This window comes from Methanolinea mesophila (assembly GCF_017873855.1).
Taxonomy (GTDB): Archaea; Halobacteriota; Methanomicrobia; order Methanomicrobiales; family Methanospirillaceae; genus Methanolinea_B; species Methanolinea_B mesophila.
In genome coordinates this window covers 1,866,694-1,891,109 of record NZ_JAGGKR010000001.1, presented here as the reverse complement: position 1 = coordinate 1,891,109, position 24,416 = coordinate 1,866,694, and the positions used below count along the sequence as shown (strand labels likewise).

General features: G+C 57.5%; 23 protein-coding genes. 9 read left to right on the top strand and 14 right to left on the bottom strand.

What is annotated here, in order from left to right; genetic code table 11:
- Nucleotides 1-230 precede the first annotated feature (230 nt).
- Nucleotides 231-944 carry a V4R domain-containing protein gene (locus tag J2741_RS08875; protein ID WP_209674919.1) on the bottom strand — a complete coding sequence of 238 codons (714 nt, stop codon included), beginning with the start codon at nt 942-944 and terminating at the stop codon, nt 231-233.
- A 186-nt stretch (nt 945-1,130) separates the two neighbouring features.
- On the opposite strand from J2741_RS08875, the gene J2741_RS08870 reads away from it, so the two are divergent.
- From J2741_RS08870 to J2741_RS08860, 3 genes are all read left to right on the top strand, one after another.
- Nucleotides 1,131-2,450: a formylmethanofuran dehydrogenase subunit B gene (locus J2741_RS08870; RefSeq protein WP_209673928.1), complete on the top strand. Its 1,320-nt coding sequence runs from the start codon at nt 1,131-1,133 to the stop codon at nt 2,448-2,450.
- A gap of 48 nt (nt 2,451-2,498) precedes the next feature.
- Nucleotides 2,499-2,726 (top strand): hypothetical protein, encoded by a 228-nt coding sequence (locus tag J2741_RS08865; protein WP_209674918.1) that lies wholly within the window; start codon nt 2,499-2,501, stop codon nt 2,724-2,726.
- A 195-nt stretch (nt 2,727-2,921) separates the two neighbouring features.
- Nucleotides 2,922-3,908 carry a TIGR00341 family protein gene (locus tag J2741_RS08860; protein WP_209674917.1) on the top strand — a complete coding sequence of 329 codons (987 nt, stop codon included), beginning with the start codon at nt 2,922-2,924 and terminating at the stop codon, nt 3,906-3,908.
- Here J2741_RS08860 and J2741_RS08855 read toward each other — a convergent pair.
- From J2741_RS08855 to J2741_RS08810, 10 genes are all read right to left on the bottom strand, one after another.
- Nucleotides 3,905-5,032 (bottom strand): helix-turn-helix domain-containing protein, encoded by a 1,128-nt coding sequence (locus tag J2741_RS08855; protein ID WP_209674916.1) that lies wholly within the window; start codon nt 5,030-5,032, stop codon nt 3,905-3,907. The two genes, J2741_RS08860 and J2741_RS08855, sit on opposite strands and share 4 nt — an antisense overlap.
- Complete coding sequence (locus J2741_RS08850) at nt 5,016-6,002, bottom strand: homoserine dehydrogenase (RefSeq protein WP_209674915.1); 987 nt, start codon at nt 6,000-6,002, stop codon at nt 5,016-5,018. The genes J2741_RS08855 and J2741_RS08850 overlap by 17 nt, the downstream gene beginning before the upstream one ends.
- A complete protein-coding gene (locus tag J2741_RS08845) occupies nt 5,999-6,490 on the bottom strand; it encodes an amino acid-binding protein (protein ID WP_209675613.1) in 492 nt (163 codons plus the stop codon). Before J2741_RS08845 ends, J2741_RS08850 begins: the two co-directional genes overlap by 4 nt.
- A 262-nt stretch (nt 6,491-6,752) precedes the next feature.
- A complete protein-coding gene (locus J2741_RS08840; RefSeq protein ID WP_209674914.1) occupies nt 6,753-8,027 on the bottom strand; it encodes an ArsB/NhaD family transporter in 1,275 nt (424 codons plus the stop codon).
- 10 nt (nt 8,028-8,037) lie between these two features.
- Nucleotides 8,038-8,577 carry a universal stress protein gene (locus J2741_RS08835; protein WP_209674913.1) on the bottom strand — a complete coding sequence of 180 codons (540 nt, stop codon included), beginning with the start codon at nt 8,575-8,577 and terminating at the stop codon, nt 8,038-8,040.
- A gap of 101 nt (nt 8,578-8,678) precedes the next feature.
- On the bottom strand, nt 8,679-10,736 hold the full coding sequence (locus J2741_RS08830; protein ID WP_209674912.1) for a PAS domain S-box protein: 2,058 nt from the start codon (nt 10,734-10,736) through the stop codon (nt 8,679-8,681).
- Nucleotides 10,737-10,990: 254 nt separating this feature from the next.
- Nucleotides 10,991-11,572, bottom strand: coding sequence for a hypothetical protein (locus J2741_RS08825; RefSeq protein WP_209674911.1), 582 nt, complete (start codon nt 11,570-11,572; stop codon nt 10,991-10,993).
- Nucleotides 11,569-12,822 (bottom strand): AAA family ATPase, encoded by a 1,254-nt coding sequence (locus J2741_RS08820; RefSeq protein WP_209674910.1) that lies wholly within the window; start codon nt 12,820-12,822, stop codon nt 11,569-11,571. Before J2741_RS08820 ends, J2741_RS08825 begins: the two co-directional genes overlap by 4 nt.
- 61 nt (nt 12,823-12,883) lie before the next feature.
- Nucleotides 12,884-13,645 carry a tetratricopeptide repeat protein gene (locus J2741_RS08815; RefSeq protein WP_209674909.1) on the bottom strand — a complete coding sequence of 254 codons (762 nt, stop codon included), beginning with the start codon at nt 13,643-13,645 and terminating at the stop codon, nt 12,884-12,886.
- A 108-nt stretch (nt 13,646-13,753) separates the two neighbouring features.
- Nucleotides 13,754-15,232, bottom strand: coding sequence for an oligosaccharide flippase family protein (locus J2741_RS08810; RefSeq protein WP_209674908.1), 1,479 nt, complete (start codon nt 15,230-15,232; stop codon nt 13,754-13,756).
- A gap of 75 nt (nt 15,233-15,307) precedes the next feature.
- Here J2741_RS08810 and J2741_RS08805 point away from each other — a divergent pair, with 75 nt between their 5' ends.
- The 4 genes from J2741_RS08805 (at nt 15,308) to J2741_RS08790 (ending at nt 18,790) form a co-directional block, all read left to right on the top strand.
- Nucleotides 15,308-16,261: an ABC transporter ATP-binding protein gene (locus J2741_RS08805; RefSeq protein WP_342452252.1), complete on the top strand. Its 954-nt coding sequence runs from the start codon at nt 15,308-15,310 to the stop codon at nt 16,259-16,261.
- A gap of 7 nt (nt 16,262-16,268) precedes the next feature.
- The gene (locus J2741_RS08800; protein WP_209674907.1) at nt 16,269-17,048 is read left to right on the top strand and encodes an ABC transporter permease; all 780 of its coding nucleotides are present in this window, start codon (nt 16,269-16,271) and stop codon (nt 17,046-17,048) included.
- Nucleotides 17,049-17,130: 82 nt separating this feature from the next.
- On the top strand, nt 17,131-17,553 hold the full coding sequence (locus tag J2741_RS08795) for a CBS domain-containing protein (protein WP_209674906.1): 423 nt from the start codon (nt 17,131-17,133) through the stop codon (nt 17,551-17,553).
- Between the two features lie 151 nt (nt 17,554-17,704).
- The gene (locus J2741_RS08790) at nt 17,705-18,790 is read left to right on the top strand and encodes an Acg family FMN-binding oxidoreductase (RefSeq protein WP_209674905.1); all 1,086 of its coding nucleotides are present in this window, start codon (nt 17,705-17,707) and stop codon (nt 18,788-18,790) included.
- A gap of 26 nt (nt 18,791-18,816) precedes the next feature.
- Here J2741_RS08790 and J2741_RS08785 read toward each other — a convergent pair whose 3' ends face one another.
- Nucleotides 18,817-20,106, bottom strand: a complete 1,290-nt coding sequence (locus tag J2741_RS08785; RefSeq protein ID WP_209674904.1) for a GntP family permease — start codon at nt 20,104-20,106, stop codon at nt 18,817-18,819.
- 311 nt (nt 20,107-20,417) lie between these two features.
- Between J2741_RS08785 and J2741_RS08780 the strand changes: the two genes are divergently transcribed.
- Nucleotides 20,418-21,005, top strand: coding sequence for a uracil-DNA glycosylase (locus J2741_RS08780; RefSeq protein ID WP_209674903.1), 588 nt, complete (start codon nt 20,418-20,420; stop codon nt 21,003-21,005).
- Here the strand turns inward: J2741_RS08780 and J2741_RS08775 are convergent.
- Together J2741_RS08775 and J2741_RS08770 are read right to left on the bottom strand one after the other, a co-directional pair.
- Complete coding sequence (locus J2741_RS08775; protein ID WP_209674902.1) at nt 20,973-21,704, bottom strand: MBL fold metallo-hydrolase; 732 nt, start codon at nt 21,702-21,704, stop codon at nt 20,973-20,975. The genes J2741_RS08780 and J2741_RS08775 overlap by 33 nt on opposite strands.
- Before the next feature lie 322 nt (nt 21,705-22,026).
- Nucleotides 22,027-22,485, bottom strand: coding sequence for a hypothetical protein (locus J2741_RS08770; RefSeq protein WP_209674901.1), 459 nt, complete (start codon nt 22,483-22,485; stop codon nt 22,027-22,029).
- 395 nt (nt 22,486-22,880) lie between these two features.
- Here J2741_RS08770 and J2741_RS08765 point away from each other — a divergent pair, with 395 nt between their 5' ends.
- Complete coding sequence (locus tag J2741_RS08765; protein ID WP_209674900.1) at nt 22,881-24,074, top strand: ammonium transporter; 1,194 nt, start codon at nt 22,881-22,883, stop codon at nt 24,072-24,074.
- The last annotated feature ends 342 nt before the right edge of the window (nt 24,075-24,416 follow it).

The window sequence follows — 24,416 nt, the reverse complement described above, 5'->3', positions numbered from 1 at the left end:
GTTCCTCAGGCTCACCGGTAATCCTCCAGTGGTTCCGGGAACCGCCCGAGCCACCTTGAATGGCCTGGTCACCTGACGAAACCCTCATTCCGCACCGCACTGGACTATTGCGGGATGGTCGGGTGGCCACCTTATTCGTTTCCCCTTAATTCCGGAAGGGGACCGTATCCTCCACCAAATGGACCGTCCTCTGGAAAGGGACGCCGGAGGAATCGCCTGAAAAGGATGAATTATTTCGTTCGCGACCCGTTATCGAGATTTCGCACCTCGAACCTACAGAACGAGTCTCCCATGGCATAACACCCGGTCTCGACGGCAATGCTGCGCTCCCCGAAATAGCCCGAGAATATGGCTCCCAGCATTCCGGAGTCGAAGGCGCATGCGGGCCTGCCCAGGACAGGGAGGTCGACGCATTCGAAACAGTCATAGATCATGAGGGTGATCGGTTCCATCCCTGCGGGTTCCAGGTGGCCCAAAGAGTATCTTTCCCAAAAATCCTGTATATTAGTGATTAGCATCCCGACATCCTGGTCCGCGACAGTGTGGTAGATCGCTTTTCCCACCCGTTCCCCGGCATTCCGTAACACCGGTTCGATAGAAATGCCTTCCGAGATGAGCGACATCCTGATGGTGCTCATCACCATGCGGTAGAAGTCGGCAGGATTTCCGTCCCCCGGGATGTGCCCCGGAATGTACTGGTCGATGTTGAACTGGTCCCTCCCTCCGCTGTGGGCTCCCCCGAGGAATGTCGAGTCCAGAAGGAAGAGCTTCTTCCGGGCGTCCAGCGGATCGAGCCTCGAACTAATAAGCCCGGCATCGGAGAGGTCGCGGAGATGTACAGATACCGTCGATTTCGCCTTTCCCGTTCCTGACACGATATCATCGAACGCCATCTCTCGTGTGTGCAGCATCGCCAGGATCTTCAGTTTGACTGGGCTGTCCACGGCCTGGATACCTTTTTCAGAAGAAAATAACTCGATAAAATGATAAAATTCCTTATCCGAGAGGTTATTCCGGTCCATGGGGTGTTCTCACTCACACGTGTGACGAAAAATTATATATAAATTTAGTTCGTATACAGTAGAATGTTCGTATATGATAAAACAAATCGTCGTGGAATGTGAAGCGAAATGACCAAGACAGTAACCGATGTGATCTGTCCTTTCTGCGGGACACTGTGCGATGACCTGGAGGTCGAGGTATCCGATGACGGAAAGCAGATCGTAGACGTGTATAATGCGTGTGTGATCGGTGCGGCGAAGTTCCTCCACTCGCAGGCGTCGGACCGGGTGAAACGCCCGCGGATGCAGCAGCCTGACGGGAGTTACAAGGAAGTCTCGTACGACGAGGCCGTGGAATACACCGCGAAGATGCTCGCGAGCTCGAAGAAACCCCTGATGTACGGGTGGAGTTCGACCTCCTGCGAGGCCCAGAGCGTGGGCCACGAGATCGCGGAACAGGTCGGGGCGATCGTGGACAACACCGCGACGGTCTGCCACGGGTCGACGCTTATCGCCGTGCAGGACGTCGGGATCCCGAGCTGCACCCTCGGCGAGGTGAAGAACCGGGCCGACCGGATCATCTTCTGGGGCTGCAACCCGTGCCACGCCCACCCCCGGCACATGTCCCGGTACTCCATCTTCCCCCGCGGGTTCTTCGTGAACAAGGGACACAAGAACCGCAAGGTCTTTGTGATCGATCCCCGGGTCACGGACACCGCCAAGATGGCGGACTACCATTTCCAGATCGAGCAGGGCAGGGACTACGAACTGCTCTCCGCGCTCCGCGTCGCCCTCCGGAACGAATGGCTGCCGGACACCGTCGCAGGCATCCCCAAGGAGAAGATCTACGAGGCCGCCGAGGTCCTCAAGTCCGGAAGGTTCGGGATCATCTTCTTCGGGATGGGCGTGACCCAGTCACTCTCCAAGAACCACAACATCGACAACGCCATCATGCTCACCAAGGACTTGAACGAGTTCACGAAGTTCAGCATCATGGCCATGCGGGGTCACTACAACGTCACCGGGTCCGGACAGGTCCTCGGCTGGCAGTTCGGGTTCCCCTACTGCGTCGATCTCTCCCGCGGGTTCGCTCGCTACAACCCCGGTGAGACCAGCTCGAACGACCTCCTCCGCAGGGGCGAGGTCGATGCCGTCTTCGTGCTCGGATCCGACCCGGGGGCGCACTTCCCCATATCCTCGGTGAAGAAGTTCTCCGAACTTCCCTCCGTCGCCGTCGACCCCCATATCACCCCCACCACCGAGGTCGCCAAACTTCACGTCCCGGTCGCCTTCGTCGGGGTCGAGGTCGGAGGCAACTGCTATCGTATGGATAACGTGCCCATCGAGGCGCGGAAAGTCGTCGATCCCCCGGAGGGTATGCTCACCGACGAGGAGTTCCTCTCACGGGTGAACAAGCGCGTCAAGGAGCTCATGGAGGCGAAGAAATGATCAGGATCCGTCCGGATCCCAGAGAGGAAATGACTACAGGAGGCAACAATGTCGGTGCATGATTCTGTGGATTCTCTGCCATCCTCGGCAAGGGCGGTATTTACGCTCCTGACCGATGGAAAAGCCCGGACACTGAACGAGCTCGTGGGCAAGGTCTCCTTCTCTCCGAGGACGATACGGAATGCCCTCAACAGGCTCAGGGCTTCCGGGCTCATTGTGGCGAAGTTCAACTTCCGGGATGCAAGGAAACCACTCTACCAGATAAAGACTGCCTGAACACCCACTGCAACGAACCCCCCCTCACCTTTTTTTCAACTTTCGTTCAGTTATTTGCCGGACAGGGTCCGGTGAACCGGTATCGGTGCCATAACGTCTTGTTCCTGCGTTCCGATCCCTCGTCCACAGTTTTCTTTGAATTGTTAGACGGAGGAAGATTTATCCGATTTTACACCATATATCGGTTTCCGGCCGATGAAAAAAATTATTGTGACCACGAAGAGGGAAGAAGCCCCCAATATACTTCAGGTTCTCGGCAAGGTATTTTTTTACCAGGAAGATCTGGAGAATCTGACTCGTTTCACCATCATTGTCCCGGACAACGAGCTTGACGGAATAATATCGAATCTCCAGCAATCCCTCAAATTCATGGATAAAAAGACCCTGGTCGAGGTTTACTCCCCGGATTTCGTGATCTATCCCGTAGAGGATGAGAAGAAGAACCACGACACAGGTGAGAAGAAGAAATCCGAGCGCTCTCCCATCGAAAAATTGCTCGAATCTGCGGGGACCTACGAGCAGCTTGACCTGAACCTTCTTATCCTTGCAGCCATCGCGGCCATAGTTGCCCTGATTGGGCTGTTTCTGAATAATATCGGCATCATCATCGGCTCCATGCTGCTTTCGCCGCTGCTCGGACCCATCTATGCATTCGCACTCAATACCGCGGTAGGGAGGGGCAGGGTTGTATTACTCTCGTTCCGTACCCTCCTTGTGCTCGTGGGAGGGATCATCGTCTTCTCTCTTGTCGCCACCTGGATACTCTCGTTGTTCATCCCCCTTCCCCTGACACCCGAGATTCTCTCCAGGATGGTATCAAACCCGATCTATGTCGTCATGGCCGTTATACTCGGTTTTGCCACCATTGTAGCCCTCTCTCAGGGGATTCCCGAAGGGATCGCCGGGGTTGCCGTGGCGGCCGCGTTGCTCCCCCCCGCGGTCGTGACCGGTATCGCACCGGTGATATACAGCCAGGGGACCCTCGGGGCACTGATTCTTACCCTGCAAAACGTGTTCGGACTGATGGCAGGGTCTGTAGCAGGAGTCATCGCCCTCCAGATCGGCCCGCGCTCTTACGGGGAGAAACGAAATGCCAGAACGATAATTATCCGGATCGCGTGGCTGCTCGCGGTAATGGTACTGCTCCTCTTCTTCCTCTCGCTCCTCCCCACCTCGCTTTAATCCGGGTGATCCGGGGGGACGGAGACCTTTGCCCGGGCGTTAAGAAGAACCTCGTACGGGAGACCGGACAGGCCGACGGCAGCAAGTGCCCCTATGACCCCCCGTCCCCCGTGGAGGAGGACACCGTATTCTTCCGCGAGTGCTCTCGCCTGGTCGGCATTCACCCGTTCTTCCCGTGCCCTCGCCCCGAACAGGCGTAACGCCCTTGGGATCCTGAAGCCTTCCTTTATCGCGATCCCCCAGTCCGACGAGAAGGACTCGTCCTCCATGAACAGCAGGGCCCTGTCTCTCAGGCGTCCCGTAAGCCCGGGCTCGGCTGCAAGCTCGATAGAGCTGCAGGAGTTCCCCGCAGTTTTCTCCTGGATCGAGGGGTTGAGCATAGCGACGTGGTGCCCGATGGGGATGACCCCGGGAGTGTTACCCAGATACTGGAGAAGGGCGAGGGAGAGCGCGAACGTCGCTCCCGCTTCCCTCGTATCCGTATCATCGACTCCGAGAACGAGGTAGGAAAGGGCCCGGGTTCGGACTTCCCCCTCCACCACGTCCCCCCGGCGCTCCACGTCGACCTGGCATACCCCGTCGGCATGCGACATCATATCGGTAAGGGAATAGGCCGGGCCCCCGGTGCACCGGATCCTCTGCACGATCCAGTCCCCCTCCCGCCTGACCCCGAGAACCCCCACCGCCGGGGCAGGAAATAACCCAATCCCGATCTCGTGCTGCCCGAGTACCGCACATTCGCGAAGAAGCGTGCCGTCCCGCTGGACCTTACGAACCACTCCGCCGGCCATACCATGATGGTACCCGCAGAAGGCGGCACACCCCCCGGAGAGGCATTCATGGTATATCTCGACCATGTCACCGTCCACGGTGGTGAAGATCTTCCGGCACGCACTGGAGGGAAGTGCACTGGTGGCGGCGTACCTCGCGGGAGTCCTCCCCTGTTTACGTTCTTTCTGTGTTACGCACCCCTCTTCGATAAGCCGGTTGATCCAGTCCTGTGCAGTACTCCGCGGGACATCCGCCCCCCGCTGGATATCGTGCACTGTAAAAGCCCCGGACTCGAGGGTAAGGGCCCTCATCAGGTGCAGGAATTCCCGCCTGCGCCTAATGACACCCTGCATGACATTCCCTGATATACAAGAGGTCCCCGATGATCGCGCTCGCGGTCTCGACCGATCCGGCCCCCTTGCCGATCATGGCGATCTCCCCGGCCATGTCGGTCTCCAGGGTTATGGCATTGAGCGTTCCGTCGACCACAAGGGGGTGGTCCCGGGGGATGATCCTCGGTGACACCCTTAAAATTCCGCGACCCGGGACCGATTCCGCGATTAGCCTGATGGTGCACCCCTGTTCTTCCGCGAGGGCGAGGGCGTTGCTGGTGAGGAGGTCGATCCCGGTGATCTCCACGTCTTCGAGGGTGACGTTCTGCTTCCAGATTGTATTGGTGAGGATGACCAGTTTTATGGCCGCGTCTATCCCCTTGACATCGTACGTCGGGTCCGCCTCCGCGTAACCCATCTCCCTGGCCTCGAGGAGCGCCTGGTCGTAGGTCAGCCCTTCTGCAGCCATCCGGGTGAGGATATAGTTGGAGGTCCCGTTGAGCACCCCGAAAAGGCCTCTGACCTCGTTCCCGGCCAGGCCCTGCTGCAGGGTATGCATGATCGGGATCGCACCCCCCACGGTCGCTTCGTACCGGATCGTAACACCATGTTCCGCCGCGATTGCCTCCAGTTCTGAAAAATGCCGTGCAATCGGGCCCTTGTTCGAGGTGACCACGTGCTTTCCCCGCCGGAGTGCAGCCCGTATAAACGTGCTCGCGGGCTCTCCGGTATCCGCATTGGTGGGGGTCACTTCAACCAGCACATCGTAATCGGCGCTCCCGATAACATCCAGGGCAGAGATTCCCTTGTCCCCCACGAACCCTCGCTCCTGCTTCGCGGCAAGAATCTCCGCGACCGGGATGCCGTCGTGATCCATCAGGCCACTCTTTGAATCTGCGATCCCTGTGATAGTTATCCCCAGGTCCTTTCTCCCCAGGCACTCGAGAATTCCCTTTCCCACGGAACCCATTCCAATAAGGGCCACCTTCATAGGGATTCCTCCAGGGGTTCGACTATGAGCAGCTTCTTCTCCCGGGCGACATCCCTGAGAATATTAAGGGCCTGCTCCATGCTCTCTTCGTTTGCCGCTTTTATCTCAAGCCTTGCAGAAGAACGCTCGTTTATGGCAGGCATGGCGATATGGAGATCGGTAACCTCGGCAAAGCCGGTACAGTCGATCTTGTCGATGGTATCTCCGAGGTCGGTGTGCATCAGGTGTCCTATCATGATCACCGACTGTTTGTACAGAAGGTGCTCTTTTCCGATTCGCAGGATGTTTACGCCCTGCGCCTTGATCAGTGAGATCAGGTCCCCGAGTCTCTGTTCCGGGATCTCGAGAACGATCTGGACCGAAAGGGTATCGCCGTCTTTTTTTTCGTCTCTCTGATGGATGACCGCGATAATATTTCCCCCGACCTCGGAGATGGGCTTTAGTGCAGCCACAAGCTGCCCCGGGGTGTCCTTCATCTCAAGCTTCATCGAGACCTGCACAAAACCACCTGATCAATAGTTAGCGCAGGGATGATGATAAGCCTTGTAGATATTTCCATCCCTGTACGTTTTCCCGTTCGGGCACCCCGGCCGGAATGCCCGGCTCCCGATACTCAGGGCACTCCCGGATCCCGGCGGATGATCGATCTTTCCGGTACGACGTCAGTGACCTCGCATTCAGGGATTATTTCCCCGGAACCTGGAAAAAACAGGATTTGTCCCTGGCGGACTCCTAGTGGATGAAACAGGTTTAAAGGATAAACATGATCCAGAGAATTCCGAGGCCGACTGCCACGGTAATCGCCATGACGGCCATCCCGAGTTTCATGAAGTCAAGGAAGCTGATCCTGATCCCTTCGCGCTCCGATATCCCCAGCACGACCACGTTTGCCGACGCACCGATTGCCGTTCCGTTACCACCCAGGCATGCGCCGACCGCGAGCGCCCACCATAGAGGATAGATCTCCATTGATGTCCCGAGGTCCTTGATCAGGGGGATCATGGCAGCCGTAAGGGGAATATTATCCACCAGGGCAGACGCGATGGCCGAGAACCAGACCACCAGTATCATCGCCTCCCCGGTAGTGCTCACCAGTCCCACCATGGCGCCGGCGATCTGGGATATGACCCCCGTCTCCACGAGCGCTCCCACTACGATGAAGAGCCCGCCGAAGAAGAACAAGGCGGGCCATTCGATCTTCTCAAGGATCATCTCCGGGGGCTCCCGGCTCCAGAAGAGGATGATCGCAGCCCCTATAAGGGCGACTTCAGCAGGTTCCAGCCCCAGGAGGGAATGGAAGAAGAACATCACGACCACGAGGAGGATGGTCACGATTGACTTCTTAAAGAGGCTCCGGTCCTGGATCGCCGCATTCTCGTCCAGGCCCTCCATGGCCTTCTTCATCACATCGCGCTCGTGGGGCTCCACTTTCATGCTCTTCCCATAGATCAGGAACATCATCAGGATGATTATCCCGAGGTCGATCAGGGCGATGGGGGCCATGACCATCAGGAACTCGTTGAACGTCAGCCCGGCGGCAGATGCGATCATGATATTCGGCGGGTCGCCGATCAGCGTCGCCGCCCCTCCGACGTTAGAGGCGAATATCTCTGCGATAAGGTAGGGAAGCGGATTTAATTTCATCAGCCGGGCGATGGTGAGGAGCATCGGGGTGAGGAGGAGGACCGTAGTGACATTGTCAAGGAACGCGCTGGCGAGCGCCGTAACGAGGGAGAAGAGGATCAGTACCCTTATCGGGCTCCCTTTTGCCATTTTTGCAGTTCTTATGGCAATATATTCGAATAGCCCGCTGGTCCGGGCCGTATTGACAATGATCATCATGCCCATCAGCAGGAAGATGGTTCCGAAGTCAAGGTAGACCAGGAGAGAATCCCAGGGGACGATATGAAGGAAAATTACTATGGCGGCCCCGATCATCGCCGCCACCGCCCGGTGGATCCGTTCGTCGACTATCAGGGCATAAGTGAAGAGGAATACGAATACCGCAACGAGCTCCCAGAACATCGTAGTCACCCTAGAATATGATCACCGATTGCTCCACCCTGCGGTTGAGGTGCGAGACCACCGGTGAGAGCGGGGCCATCTCGCTGGCAGCTGCCCCGAATCCTCTGTACAAGGCGACGATATCATGCGAGTGCGAGAGCCTGATCACATCCTCGGTCTTTGATCCCGAGAACAGGCTCGTCTGTACCGCTATCCCTTTTTTTTCGAGGAAACGGGTGAATCTGTCCAGCGTGTCCCGTCCCTGTGCCTCCTTGACCTTCCGGAACTCCTCCGCTTCTTCCCCGGCAAGCTCATCGAGCAGGGACAGCACCTGGGCGTCCATGATATACGCCAGGTGCACCCGGGCCCCATAGGCGAGGAAGAGTTCGGCCAGGTCACCGGGAATGTCGGTCGTGAGTACGTCGACGGGGACGAGCACGGTCCGGATCGGCGAAAATTTCATCTCTTCCTCACTGGCGAGAAAATCCGAGTATTCCAGCCGTACCTCCTCGTACCTGGTCCCGACAAGATCCTTGAATTTTCGCTGTATGAGTGAGGAATAATAACCCATCTAAAACCCGGATCACATTAGCGGTTGAGGGGTTAAAAAATTTATTATTCAAGGGATTCCCCTGAACGCACGTTGCCTGATTTATTTAAGGATTGATCCCGCTATTTACCAATCCCGTAGTATTTCCTGACGAACTCCCTGATCTTCTCCGATTCGATCCATCCTTTATCCAGCTGGGTGATCGTCCTGTCGATCTCCTGGGTCTGCTGCATTATCCGGTCGAAAATTGCCCCGCCTTCAAGGTCGGCGATGCCCAGGATGACCTGCATGGGGTTACGGATATGGTCGCCCAGGATGGCGAACTGCTCGATATTTTTCTCGATCTGTTCGTAGGCAAGTCTCTTCTCGGTCTCGATGTGCCTCTGCCGGGTGATATCCCGCATGATGGTCACCACCCTGACCACCTCTCCGTCCTCCATTACCGGTATTTTTCTCGTTTCAAATGAGAAATGCCGCCCCCTGTGCTCGAACTCGTCGAGCGATTCGAGCATCCTCCCTTCGGAGATCACCTGCGAGAACTCCCTGCAGATATCCGGTTTTAAATAAGGAATCGCCTCGGGCAGCCTCTTTCCCACCAGGTCCTCGTCAAGCCCCAGGTTCTCCATCCATCGCCGGAAGGTGGGATTAATCAGGATGATCCTCATCCCTGCATCCACGAGATAGATCCCGTCGCTCATCGCATCGATGGTGATCCGGTACTGGTCCCTCGAGGCCTGGAGCTCGTCTTCTGCGAGCTGTCGTTCAGTGATGTCGGTCAGTACGGCGAGCATGGCATACTGGTCCCTGTAATGTATCGGGGTAGCGTTCACGATTACATGCCGTGGTGCGCCCCCCGGAACACTGAGCTCAATCTCGTAAGGGTCGACCACCTCTCCCGAGGACCGGATCCTGGAATTCTCTTCGATCCTCCGATAGCTCGCATCAGGCATGTAGTCGCCGATGGGAGTCCCCACAAGCTGTTCGGGGGTCTTTCCCATCACCTTTGCCGCGGAGGGATTGGCAAAGAGGATCATCCCTTCCGTGTGCACGATGACATAGTCGGGAAGGTTATCCATCAGCCTGCGATACCGCTCCTCGGTCTCGCCGAGGGCCTTATGGGAGAGCTTCTCTTCGGTGATATCGGTAAAAACCGCCTCGATATATCCTCTTTCCAGGAAGATGGAGGCCCAGTACCGCGCCCAGATGAACGAGCCGTCCCTCCGGATGAAACGCGCTTCGAAATTCGATACGGACCCCCTGACCAGCAGATCCTCTATCAAACGGTCCCTGGTTCCCTGGTCCGCGTATCTCTCGTTGAACACGAACTCGTCGATGAACGCCTGCACGTCGGGATAGAGAAACATCCTCGCCATCTGTTCGTTTGCTTCCAGGACTTTCCCGTCCTTGATCCTCGTCCTGACCAGTCCCACGAGGGCGTTGTTGTATAGGCCCTGGTAGCGCTCTTTACTCTCTTTTAAGGCCTCTTCGGCCGCTGTCCTCGCGCTGATGTCCACAGCGGTGAATACTATCATCCCGTCCTCGAGCATCCCTGCCGAGACAAGGGCACGGATCTTCTCACCGGTCTTCTTTCGGAGCGTAGTCTCCCAGTCGGTGACAGGTCTGCCCGCGAGCCGTTCACGGAATACCCCGTACTCGGAGTCGTCATTCCAGATTTCGCGTATCGGCCGGCCCAGCAACCCTCCCATCCTGTATCCGAGAAGGTCTGCTCCGCGCTGGTTCACCTCGTCGATGACATCGTTCTCGGGATATCGGCGAAGGAGGAAAATCCCTGCCTCCGAATTATCGAATATCCCGTGATACCGGTCTTCCTGTTCTTTCAGGTTGTTCGAGAGGGAGGCGACAATGACTCCGATGGCGACCAGGACATAAAACCGGGCTGTCGCCGAGGTGATGGAATCGATATCGGGATAGGTAAAGAGGTATACCAGGGCAAGGTAGGACATCCCCACCGCAACCGAGAATATGACGCCCTTCCGCGGAAACCAGTACGCGGCGATCACGATGGGAAGATAAAAAAGGTGCGGGGTAAGATTTGAGATCCCCTTCGTAAGGCCGTAAATATTCAATGCAAATGCAAATATCGTGGTGAGGGCCAGGATGAGGATCCACACGTTTTTCCGGCCCAGGGTCGCGGGAATCTGTGCATACCAGTGTTTCATCGCCGGACCAACTCCCACCGCTCCAATTAGGGCGTGTGCCTTCCTTATGGTAAAATGTATCGATACCACGCAGGCATTTGAAAGCCCGTCACATCCTTTCTCCTCTTTAAATCCAATCACCCGGCGGTTACCATTCCGCCGGATCGGATCCTCCGTGCACCTGGTGAGAACTGCGGGATCAGAGAGGGCCGGGGTTCTTCAGGGCCCCGATGAACACCCCGATTGCTCTCCGGATTGCTTCAGAGACCAGGTTATCAGACCGTCGGCCCCGTTCCGGGGGCCATGGGGTCCTTCGTCCCGGAATTTTTCGGGAACAGATGGTACTTCCTTGCAAAATACCGGAACGACCGGTTTTTTTCCAGGGCGGTTTCCGGGGAGAAATTATCCAGGATATCCTGCATGAACGTAATCCGGGAATGGTAACGACGGGGGATCCTCCGGTTGAAGATCTCCTTGGTAAGGTGGTCGGTATGCCGCATCGGTCTGACGCCCATAGCTTTTGCCGTCCGGTTCTCAAGTCCCGCCATGTACCAGCTCTCGATCTCCATGATGATCACCGCGATACGGTCCCGCTCGATGGTGCAGAACCGCTGTTGGATCACCTCTTTTTTTGACCAGACATCCGGCTCCTGGTCAATATCCGCCACCATGATGAAATCGTGGTTCATTGAGATCACGCTCCTGATGAACTGGCACACTTTTTCCCTCTTCATGCAGGCATACATCACCAGCTCGACCGAGGTGTAGCGGGATGCAAGGGCGGGACGAATGACTTTTGCGAAAAACCTCTGGTCATCATTCCCTTCCACGAAAATAAACAGCCTTTTATCGGTCATTCCATGCCCAGCAGGTTTTGGATGAACAGGTCCTCGATCCCTATCTCATGTGCAAGGAATGTCCGGACCTCCTTTTTGTTTGCGGGCCGCTCCAGCCTCGAGAATCCGTCCTTGTCGCGGGTAATGAGGAGAATATCCTCGATGCGTGCGTGCCTCACCATTTCGGGGTTATGAGTGGTCACGATGACCTGCTTGGTACGGGACGCGTCACGGAGCATCTCCACAAGCCGGGAGATAAGGTAAGGATGGATGTTCCTCTCCGGCTCCTCAATTACCGTCACCGGGCGCTCCTCGAAATACAGGGCGATGATCAGGGCACAGAGATTGATGGTCCCGTCCGAGATCATCGATGCCGGGAAATAGCTCTCTTTACCGTAGGTCTCCCGGAATTTCAGGAACAGGGACATGTCCATGAACTTCTCGACCTCAACCTCGTCCACAAACGGGAGCATGTCGTTGAGTAACCGGGAAAAAGACGCTTTTTTCTCAGGATCTTCGAGGATATTCCGGATCACGATGGCGAGGTTTCTCCCGTCCTTTTCAAGATCGTTTTTTCCCATGATCGGGACTGCGCTCTTCAGGAGCCTGGGATCGAAGTCGAAGACCTTCATCCCCCGGAATATCCACTCCAGCGGGGGGATCCCGGGAATTGCAGGGGGCATGTTTATCATGAGCCATGACGGCGGGAGATCTTTTAGCTGGTTGAGGAGGGGGAGGATCTCATGCTCAAGCAGCCGGAGGGAATCCGGGGGATGCACCCCTATGTGGAGGGAGTGGTTCCTCCTTGACAGGCTGATCGATCCTTCTCCCCGATCTCTTGTTCCCTGCTCATCGTATACCAGGTAGTTCCCCGTCACCAGCAGGTCTTCATGTGCGATACTGTAGGATTTTCCGGAATCAGCAAATTTAAGCCCGAACTGGTAGGTAATCTCCACGGGCCGGAAATACACCGGAAGCCCGTCCCGCACCGCGACGATATCCTCCTGCAGGGTCTCCAGGACGTAGGAGATCCTGAGGGAAAAATCTTCGACCGGACCGATAAGGGTATTCCGGAAATACTCCACCCCTCCCTGCAGCGATATGGCGTTCTGGAGGCCGTACTTCGCTATATCCCGGATAAACTTGAAGATTTGAATAAAATTCGACTTCCCTGACGCGTTCGACCCGATGATGATATTGAACCGGTCGGGGCTGATCTCCATCTCACGAAAACTCTTGAAATTCGATACCGCGATCTCCCGGATGGGCATAGGTGATGATGGAGGGGCGGTTACATAAGTGCTTCGCCGGATCGTTCACAGGACCGGTAACTCAGTCGTTCTTTCTCCGGAGCGCCAGAATCGCGGCCGCCGCACCCGCAGCGATCAGGGGGATCCATCCCGGCAGGGGTATCGATGAGAGCACCGGCCCCTCCTCCGATGCTCGTTTCTGCGCCGCATCCCTTCCTTTTATCGCTTCGGGCATGCCCGGTTGGATCGCCAGGGCACGGTCGTAGGCGTCGATCGCCTCCTGGTACTTTTGCTGGGCATAGAGCGTATCCCCAAGTTTTCTCCAGGCGTACGCATCGCGCGGGGAGAGCCGGGTCGCCTGATCGAATGCTTCCGTCGCCGCCGGGTTGTTCCCCAGCTCCTGCCAGGCCAGTCCAAGGTTGTAATACGCATTCTCGGATGCCGGGTTCATCACGATCGCCTGTTCGTATGCCTGTATCGCCTCATCGGTGCGTCCCAGCTGCCGTAGCGCGTTGCCCTTGTCCAGCCATGCGTCCGAGAGTCCGGGAGTCACGTTCGTCGCCTGGATGTATGCATCCAGCGCCTGGCGGTAGTCTTCCTGCATGTAGAGTGCATTTCCGAGGCCCAGCCAGGCTGGCCCGTAGGTGGCATTACGCATCGTCGCCTCCCGGTACGCCAAGGCGGCTCCGGTATAGTTCCCTTCCCGGTAGGCTTCGTCACCCGCTGCGACCAGCGATTCGGGCGTTGCTCCCGGGATCTGTGCGAGTACAGGCACTATTACGAGTATCCCGATGACAATCATCACCATTACGCACGCACGCCGGACCGATCCCGTTCTTTTCATATCCTACATGGAACAAGTGCATCAAACGGCATAAGGACTGCGATAGCGGGCATTCCCGAACCGGCGGCGACCCCGGGCGGGCTGCGCCCGGTGAAAGGCCTGTCATGCTCACAGCCATCCCGGCCAGGGAAGGCCGATACCTTTGGAGAGATCCTTCAACTCGTCGTGAATCCCCCGGTCCAGCCTGAGGATCAGGACCCCGTAGATGATCACTCCGAGGATGACATCGGCGAGCAGCAGCCAGAACGAGTCGAGGGGCACGAGCAGCCGGAACGTACCGACCGCGATCCCCATCACAGTCGATGCCGCCAGTATCCTGGCCACCGTTCCCCTTTCGATCGCGATACTGACCTCTTTTCCGAGAACATGATGGGAAATCACCGCCCGGAAGACCATCGCGCCGAGAATTGCGAGAGCCGCTCCGGCGATCCCCAGCAGGGGAATGAGGGCTACTTCGAGGATCACTACCAATACCGCGTTTATCGCGTTGATCACGAACGCCGTGCGGGGCCGGTTGAGCGCCCCGAGGCACATCGAATCGATGAGGGGGAAGATGCTCGCAAGCTGAACCAGGAAAAGGAGAGAGAGCGCCGCGGCGGCGACGGTGAACGGCGACCCGTAAAGGAAATATAAGAGACGGTCCGCAAGGATAATCCCGCCCGCACTGACAGGTATAGCGAGGAGGAGGGAGTAGGAATAGGCCCGGCCGACCGACTCCCCGATTGTAGCAAGCTCGCCTTCCCTGTACCACCGGCTGATCCTGGGATAGAGTGCGGTGGTGAGGGTGGTGACGATGAAAAGGGCAAGAGTAGTGAGCTGGAACGAGGTCCGGTAAAAACCCACCTCCTCGGTGGTAAGGAAGTACCCCACCAGTATGGTGTCGGCGGAGGAGATCACCAGGGCGAGTGCAGCGGAGAGGAATACCCACCCCGCGTAGGGAGCCATGCTCGAGAGATGTTTCCTGGTGAAACGGCCGGGGCGAATGTCGAGAAAGCGGAGGTTGATGACGATCCCGGCGATCGCCCCCGCGACGAACCCGCCGGCGAGCCCTGCCGCACTGTAGCCGAGATATACCGCGAGGACCTGCGCAAGGACCTTGACGATCGTGGTGCCGAGCTCCGCGACCTGGATGACTCCTGCTTTCCCCCTTCCATAGTTGCCTGCGGCGATGATGCTCCCGGACGTGGTGACCACGACGGCAAGGAACAGCCAGTTGAAGAGGCCCGTCGAGGAAAAGTCTATCAGAAGGGTTCGCGCCAGGAAGAGGACGCTCAGGGCGAAGGGTATGAGCACGAGACGGACTGCAACTCCCGCGGAGAAGAATTCCCGCTGATCTTCTCCCTCGCTGACCCGCTGGACTGTCGCTCCCCCCATCCCCCCGTCGGCCAGGAGGTTCACGACACCCAGGTAGGCAAGGAACAGATAGAACGCCCCCAGCGGAGCCGGGCCCAGGGTGTGGGCGAAGTACACCGTGGCGATGTACCCGATCCCTGCGATTCCGAGATTGGCGGCAAGCCCGATGATGCTCTGCCTCTTGACCGGGCCGATGTTCATCAACTGGTCAAGAAACCTGGCGGGCGAGAACACACGGTACTATTCGGGGTATGGGCTAAAATCTTCCCCCGACTCCCCGGGCTGCCCCTGGCCCCCCGGATCGAAAGGGTGTTCACTGTTGAGGTTGAGACGATCTCTCCTGACATGGCTGAGCGCACCCCGGTGATCCTGGCCCGCGAACTGGAGAAGCATTTCGGGAGCCTGCGGGCAGTTGACAAGATCAACTTCTCGGTCCATACGGGCGAAGTTTTCGGGTTCCTGGGGCCGAACGGGGCGGGAAAAACCTCGACCATGAAGATGATCCAGTGCATCTCCCCCCTCACGGGAGGTCACCTCGAGGTCTTCGGGATGGACGTGGAACGTTTCCCCCGGGAGATCAAGCGGCAGCTCGGGGTGGTGCCACAGGAGACGAACCTCGATCCCGAGTTCACGGTATTCGAGAACCTCATGGTCTTTTCCCGGTACTTCGATATCCCGCGGAAAGAGGCGCAGGAAAGGATCGAAACCCTGCTTGAGTTCATGCAACTCCTGGAAAAACGCGACGTGCTTATTGATAAGCTCTCGGGAGGGATGAAAAGAAGGCTCCTGCTCGCCCGGTCGCTCGTGAACCAGCCGAAGCTGCTGATCATGGACGAGCCGACCATCGGGCTCGATCCCCAGGCCCGGCACCTGATCTGGGAGAAACTGAAGGCGGTACAGAACGAAGGCAGTACCATCGTGCTCACCACCCACTACCTTGACGAGGCGGAGCGCCTGTGTAACCGGCTGGTCATCATGGACCTCGGCAGGATCCTCGTGGAGGGTGTCCCGGAGGATCTGGTGAAGAATTTCGTGGGGAGCGACATCGTGGAGGCGGACAACTCCCCCGAGGTGGTGGACTGCCTGGAACATATGGGCGCCCGGTACGAGGTGTTCGGCGACATGGTCCAGGTGTTTACCGACCGGCCGAGGGAAGTGGCAAAGAATCTCTTCGATAACTGTAACCCGGGCAGGGTATTTGCCCGGCGGGCGACCCTCGAGGACGTATTTCTCTCGCTCACGGGAAGAGCGCTGAAGGATTAGGTGAGGGATGAGGAACACGGGTCACTATATCACGAATGCGGCCTGGAAGGTCTGGCGCCGGAACTGGGACGTGTTTTTCAAGACCTACCAGGTCAATTTTCTTCCCCCTTTCATCGAGCCAATCCTCTACCTTCTTGCAATCGGGTTCGGGCTCGGCACGTTCGTGGGGGAGATCGACGGGATCCCTTACGTCAGGTACATCGCTCCGGCGCTGATCTCCATCTCCATAATGAACGCAGCGTTCTTCGAGTGCACCTACTCCTCGTACGTCCGGATGTACTACCAGAAGACCTTCGATGCAATCGTAGCGACCCCGCTCTCGATCGACGAGGTCATCGCCGGCGAGCTCCTGTGGGGCGCGACCAGGAGCCTGATTTATGCCTCGCTGATGCTCCTCGTCCTCATCGCCTTCGGGGTGGTGGACCTCCCTTCATCCCTCCTTCTGATACCATTCTCGTTCTTTGCCGGGCTGCTCTTTGCGGGTATTGCAATGTGTTTCACCGCCATAGTTCCCGGGATCGATGCGCTCAACTATCCTTCCTTCCTCTTCATCACTCCCATGTTCCTCTTTTCCGGGACTTTTTTCCCTCTGTCGGTCCTCCCTGTGCCTCTCCAGGTCTTCGCCCTCGCCGCACTCCCGCTCACCCAGCTGGTGATAGTCGCACGGGCGCTCACCCTCTCCGCATACTCGCCCCTGGTGCTCTACAGTCTTGCCTGGATCGCGGTCGTAGGGGTCATATTCTTCTTCCTCGCCATCAGGCTGATGAGAAGACGACTCATTGTATGAACCGGATCATTGGACTCCCCCGCCGATTCGGTCACTTATTTACCCTCTCATACCGACAATTACACTTCGGATTGGTGTAATCGTGACCGCCTACAAGTACTGCCAGACCAACGTGCTGAGCGTCAAACCTGATTCTACCGTCAGTTTCGTTGCGGACCTGATGAAGGGGAAGAACATCGGATGCGTCGTGGTGACAAAAGACCACAAGCCCGTGGGGATCGTGACGGACCGCGACCTCGCCCTCCAGTGGGCCGAACTCTCCGGGAAGGCAGGAGAGGTCCTGGTAGAATCGGTGATGACGAAGGACCTCGTGACCATTAAAAAGGACACGGGAATTTTTGATGCCATCCAGGAGATGAAGAACGCAGGGGTGCGCAGGATGCCCATCGTCGACAATGGGGGAAGGCTCGTGGGGCTCCTCACCGTCGACGATCTTATCAGACTTCTTTCCCGTGAGATGGCGGATATTGCCCGGATCATCGGAAAGGAAGGCCCGAGCATCTGAAGGATAATCTTTGGGCACCCGCAGGGGACCGCTTCCGGGAGTGGGACCGGAAACGAATTCGGGAAGGGCAAAAACCAGTCCCGAACGGGAATTCACTGCGTTCCCGAAGCCGTCCCCAACACTCATATTTTCAGGAGACAAACGGTTGCTCATGGTATCGCCGCATTTGTCCGGGCATGATCCTCCCCTCGCGCAGGGGGATGTGTACAGGGAAGGCCTTCCCTACGCCGTCCATGCCCCTAGCCTGCTCAATGCCCAGCCCTGGCGCGTGGAAATGGTAAAAGGACAGTCGATGAGGCTGTGGATCGACAGGGAAAGGATGTTTCCCGCTCTCGACCCCGTGAACCGGCATACCCTCATCTCCCAGGCGACGTTCCTCGAGAATTTCAAAATTGCAGCATCGTACTTTGGATACCGCACTTCGATAGATTATTTTCCCCTGGGTTGGGGTACCGATGCCACGATCCATGAATTTCCGATAGCGCAGGTTGAGTGCAGCCCCTCCCCGGACAACCGGAACGCTGATCCGCTGTTTCCGTTCCTGATGACCCGGCAGACCTGCAGGACTCCGTTCGATAAAAAACCGCTCGATAATGATGCACTGGTGGACGTCGCGGGATCCTTTGAGAGTGAGTTCACCTCCTTCGTAACCCTCACCGACCCGGAGGTCTGCCGGGAGATCGGGGATCTGGTGGCCCGGGCGCTCCCGTTGGCCCTGGGAAGCAGGGAAAGGACAATGGAATGGATCAAGATGGTCCGTTTCGACGAGGACGAGGCACGCCTGTCCGGGGACGGGATCGGTCTTTCATGGTTGGGCGGAGGTGAATCTCTCCTCTCCGTCATCACCGGAAAGCGGCTGAGCAGGGAGAAGGTGCAGGCCGATCCGGAACTTTTCTGCGCCTATCTCCGGGAACGTTGCGCAGAGCAGGTCCGTTCGGCTGCAGGATACGGCTGGATCAGCACGAAAGGGAAGAGCAGGGTCAACCTTATCCATGCCGGCAGGGCACTCGAGCGGGTATGGCTTCATGCGACTTCCGCCGGTATCGGGCTACAGCCGTACCATCATGTGCTCGGTGATTATCCCGGGACCGGAGAACTCCACGGGGAATTGAAGGACATTTTGGGAATTTCGGGATCCCACACCGTTCAGGCGTTCTTCAGGCTGGGTTACGCGGCTTCCGCGAAGACCCGCACGTTCCGGAGGCCTCCCGAATCGTTTCTCATGCCGCCCCCCTGAAGGCGATCCCGCTTCCGGTAGAGTGATTAGGGAATTGTGATTCCCTGGATCACCAGTGCCACCAGAAATAGCCCGATCCCTGCGAGGGCCAGCGGAATGGTGTACGAACGGGTGACCGTGGGGATATCGTCGCCGGTGGTACGGTGTATCAGCCAGAAGAACGGGTCGGTCACGAAAGAGACCAGGCAGGACCCTGCCGCGACCATCAGGATGAGCGAGATCGGGTTGACCGCCGCGGGAAGGGTAGTCCCGGAGAGAATCCCGGCGGTGATCACCGCGGTCACCACCCTCGATCCCTGGGCGGTCTGGATCAGCGCCGCGATGAGGAAGGGGACCATCAGGAGCGGGAAAATACCGCTGATCTGCTCCATTGCCTGCTGGGCAAATCCACTCTGCACGATTATCGCTCCCAGCGCTCCCGCCCCGCAGATGTCAAAGATGATGAGCCCTGCATGCCCCGTTCCCTTTGAGATCGCGCTTTTTCTTACCTGCGGGTCGGCGATGAGGATCGCACAGACGACCCCGGCCAGCATGATGAACTGTATCAGGGAGGTATGAGTGAGACCGAGAAGATAGACTCCCGGCGGGAGGGCGAGGATGATCACGATGAAGGGGGCCCAGGCCCTGATGTGGAACCCCGTGGTCCTGCAGGCGGGGTTGGTATCGGCAGCATCGGTGCAATGATCCCTGTCCCCTTCATTTCCGGGGAAGATCTTCCCCTTTCTCATGAACAACACGATAAGTACCCCCAGTATCAGGAGGGAGACAGGGATCGTCACCGCATCGAGAACGAGCGGGGAGAGGGTCCCGGAGAATGCATTATACAGGGGGATGACTACCGGGGTGGGGTAGATAAGGGCGTAGGAGATCACGCTGCCCAACGCGGCGATATAGAGCAGCCGGTTCTTCTGCTCTTTGGTCTCCCCGATATGACCGAGTATCGGCTGGAGCATCACGAACGCCGTGATGCAGCAGGTGACCGGCACCGAGAGAATGTAGCCGGCGAACCCTGACAGGAGGACGGGATTTCTTATTCTTTTCCTGATGTCCGAGACGATCTCTTCGGTCTGATGCTGTTCGACCAGCAGGCGGGCGATTATCGCGCCGGAGAGGATGATGATCCCGAATATTGCAAATATCGAACCGAGCCCGGTAATTATTCCCTGGAATACCTGCTCAGGGCTCATCCCGGCGAGCAGCCCGAACAGGATCGCCCCTCCGATCAACGAGAAAAAAGGTGAAATGCGGTACCTGATCCCGATCACGGTTATGAATGCCAGGGTTATTGCGAACGAGACAAAGAGAGGTACCAGCATGTATACCAGGATCGTTGGTCGCTCGAAATTATCAAATGATAACTCGCCCGTACCCAATGAGATGGATCATACCCTTCCCCGCAGGGTTAGTCCATTCTCCCTTGCCGATGATCCCGGGCACTTCCCCCTCTCAGGCATCCATCGCCCCGGAGCGCTGGTTTCAGGGAGTGAATGACGTTCCCCGGGCCTACCCGTTCTAGATGTTCTCGCGCGCAATCTTCGGGTGATGACGAACATACTCCTTATGAAAAGTCCGGAGAAGAGCAGAGACCTGAAGTCCTTGGAACAGCAAATATCCTGACAGACTGCAGATGCACGACGACGAATGGGACTCACTCAACAGCCAGATCATGACCTGCACCCGGTGCAGGCTCTCCGAATCACGGACGAATGCGGTGCCCGGCGAAGGGCCGGTTCCCTGCCCGATCATGATGATCGGCGAGGCGCCCGGAGAGAAGGAGGATCAGCAGGGAAGGCCCTTCGTGGGGCGGGCCGGGACGGTCCTGAACAGGTTTTTGGAGGAAACGGGGCTTCCGCGCGACGAAGTCTTCATTACAAGCATCGTCAAGTGTCGCCCTCCGAAGAACCGGGACCCGAAAGAAGACGAGATACATAGCTGCTCGGGACATCTCGACCGCCAGATCGCCCATATAAAACCCCGGGTGATCGTCCCTATGGGGAGATTCGCCGCCGGAGTAATATTCTCCCGGTTCGGGATCGGGGGCGGGAAGATCAGCGAGGTACATGGGAAACTGTTCAGGGGAGCGTTTGACGGGGACGAGGTGATGATCTTCCCTGTCTACCACCCGGCGGTGGTGACCCATAACCCGCCGCTCCGTTCCGAACTCGCCGGGGATTTCGCACGCTTAAAGGAGATGCTCTCGCGAATAAATCGTTGAACGGGGGATATCGGCGAGGTCTATCTCCATCCCGTCGTATCCGACAAGCACCTCCACCCCCATATGTTCACCCGCCTTGCGCAGTTTTTCTGCCGATCCCTCGACATCCTCAAAGAACCAGCTGCCGAAATGAACCAGCAGTATGTGCCGGGTAAAACCGGAGAATAGTGTGATCAGCTCCGGGATCCCGTTATGACCGAAAATCTGCCCGGTTTTTTCGTCTCTCCTGACCATCCCTCCCTTCCTGAGATAACTTCCGTCGGTGATAACCAGGTCAAGGTCGCCGAGGAGATGATGATACATCGTATCGATCCAGATCAGGTCACCTGTATAAAGGAATACCTGCCCGTCCTTTTCCACCCGGTAGGCAAGAGACCGGACCAGTTTACTGTGATGAGTGGGAATCGCCCGGACGATGTACTCTCCCAACCGGAATTCTTCCTCCGGCACCCGGATATTCATGGTGTCATAGGCTTCGGGAGCAATAATCGGCACTCCCACCGCACTCTTATCCCGCACGAAGAATGCATGGTCGGGGTGAAGGTGGGTAACGAGGATCGCGGTGGGAGAGAGGTCAAGGTATTCTCTCTCTCCCAGGTCGAGAAGGAGCGTATTGTCCACCAGAACACCGGAATGCAGGCGATGACCGGGCGATTCCTCCCCGATCTCGCCCCGGGTCCCGAGGACCCTGATCTTCACTCCAGTACCCCCGGCCCCGCAGACGTTTCACCCGGGACATCCCTGCGAATTCCTTCATTCACGTGGGGGAACATCCGGTTCTTCGTGAGCTGAGCCGCGGGGACCCCCGTAAGAGGTTGTACGGTCATCCCTCCGGGCCACGCTACCCGACAACATGCAGTGGTTCCGGAACTTCCATCAGATGAAATAGCCCCACACTTCCCTTTTTTTACGAGATGGTACTTATTCCCGCCATAGGGTCCCGGATATGATAGTTGTTACCAGTCGGAGGTATGCGGCATCGGGTTGCCTGAAGGATAAATGCCGGCGATAAAAAAAAGGGTTAGGAATTTATGCAGTTGCCACAGGATCCGTCCTGTAACCGGGTCTGGTTTCTGATCAGATCACGGGCAGACTGTGCATCAAGGCTCCTCGTCTGGAGCATGGTTCCTTTTCCGGCCGTTTCCAATGAGAAACCGAAACGGTTCGCCTGATTAAGGGATCCGGAATCCGATCCTCCGTCCTGTGCGGTCTGGTTCTGGAGGCACTCCATGTCACAGATCCTTGTCTGGAGCATGGTTCCTTTTCCGGAGGTATCGAGCGTGAACCCGAAGCGGTTGATCGTCTGATCGCCGGCCGTTGCCTGGCCGGAGGACCCCTGGCCGCTGCCTGATCCCACCAGGTTCTGTCCCATGAGTTTTCCCGACTCTGCGGAGCCGCCCATCGGTCCTGCCGCGATAACGGACGCTGGAACGACGATGAGGGCGATGAGCCCGCAGACCAGTAATGTTCGATAGAGCATTTCTCTTTCACTTCCTTATTGCGGTCACCGGCAGTGATCCGGGATCTCCGTTCTGCCGGTCCTGCATATCCGGTCTACCCCTGCTTATAAACCGATTCTCACCCCCGAAGCTACCTGATACCCGATGAAACCGGCTCCTATGACGGGTCGGACCCTCCATCAGCGTCGGCCGAGACACCTGCCCGGTAGAGGGGAACGGCACCTCATGGATCATATACCTTCCCGGAGGGAACCGTATTGCTTAAATTCTATGGTAGGCAAATTCTTTCCATTGGTGTGCGTAGCATGAGAACTCAAAAAAATCCCAAAAAGACGTCTGTTTCTTGGACAAAATGGTATAGAAATCGATTTCCGGACCGTTCGCAATTATCCGCGTCTCCGGGAGCGGATGAATAATGGCAGACGGATCGACGATCGCCTGGCTCCTCTGCGCCACGGCGCTGGTCATGCTGATGACCCCCGGTGTGGGGTTCTTTTACGGAGGACTTGTCAGGAAGAAGAACTTCATCTCGATGGTCGCACTGTCCTTCATCGCCTTCGCCCTGGTATGCATCCAGTGGATCTTCATCGGGTACACCCTTGCATTCGGGGGGGATGCGGGAGGGTTCGTGGGTAACCTCGAGTATTTCGGGCTCAACAACGTCCCCTTCGAGTCGAGTGCGGCCTATCCCCCCATGCTGTTCATGATGTACCAGCTCACTTTCGCCGCGGTAACCCTCGCAATCGTCACCTCGGGCATGGCTGAACGCATAAAGCTCAGTGCATTCCTTATCTTTGCACTTATCTGGGTAACCCTCGTGTATTCCCCGGTGGCGCACTGGGTGTGGGGAGGCGGATGGGCGCAATCGCTGGGATTTGTCGACTTTGCGGGTGGAGCGGTAGTCCATATATCTGCAGGATTTGCTGCCCTGGCGCTTGCGATAGTGATCGGCAAACGAGCCGGGTTCGGGGAGTACTCTCTCGATCCCCATAACATCCCGATGACGCTCCTTGGGGCCGGACTGCTCTGGTTCGGGTGGTTCGGGTTCAACGGCGGCAGTGCACTCGCCGCGAACGGTCTTGCGGTAAATGCCATCGTGGTCACCAACATCTCTGCGGCTTCCGGGGCACTTGCCTGGCTGTGTATCTCCTGGATGCGCGGGATGCCGAGTTCGCTCGGCATGGTAAGCGGTGCGGTAGCCGGGCTCGGGGCTATAACTCCCGCGGCGGGATACGTCACCCCCATGGCGGCTATCGTGATAGGTGCGGTGGCGGGTCTCCTTTGTTACCGTGCGATGCTCTGGAGAATTCAGAAAAAGATGGACGAGAGCCTGGATGCATGGGCGGTCCACGGGGTCGGGGGTCTCTGGGGCACAATTGCCGTGGGGATCTTTGCGATGAGCGCGGTCAACGGGGTCTCGGGTCTTGTCGAGGGCAACGTGACCCAGCTAGGGATCCAGATCTTCGGCGCGGTCGTGGTAATGGTGTTCGCCTTCGGAGTCACCTACCTCGTCGCCTGGATCATCAACCGGTTCATCGGGCTCCGGGTATCGGAGACCGAGGAGTATGTGGGGCTCGACCTCTCGCAGCATGGTGAGCGGGCGTATTAGCCCCCATTCTTTTTGACGGAATCGACTATTTACCCCCACAGAGCCACAAAGTACGCCGTCTGCGGAATTCCTGAATAACGGAAGGGTGAGTTACCGCCGTAATCAGGGAAAACTCGTGGAATATTTTTTGGAATTCCGGCTTTTCTGACTTCCTTACTTCGTAACGTTCTTTCGGGCTTCTCCCGGCCACTGTGGGCAGCCACCGGCGAGATTTTTTTCCGGCAGATTAACCCTGGCGGATAGCGCACAATGTGAATCGATAAAAAGAGTCCGGACGTTCGACAGGCCGGGCATATCCCGTCGGGACGCCACAGCGGCGGGGCGCAGCCCCTGGAGCGTTAA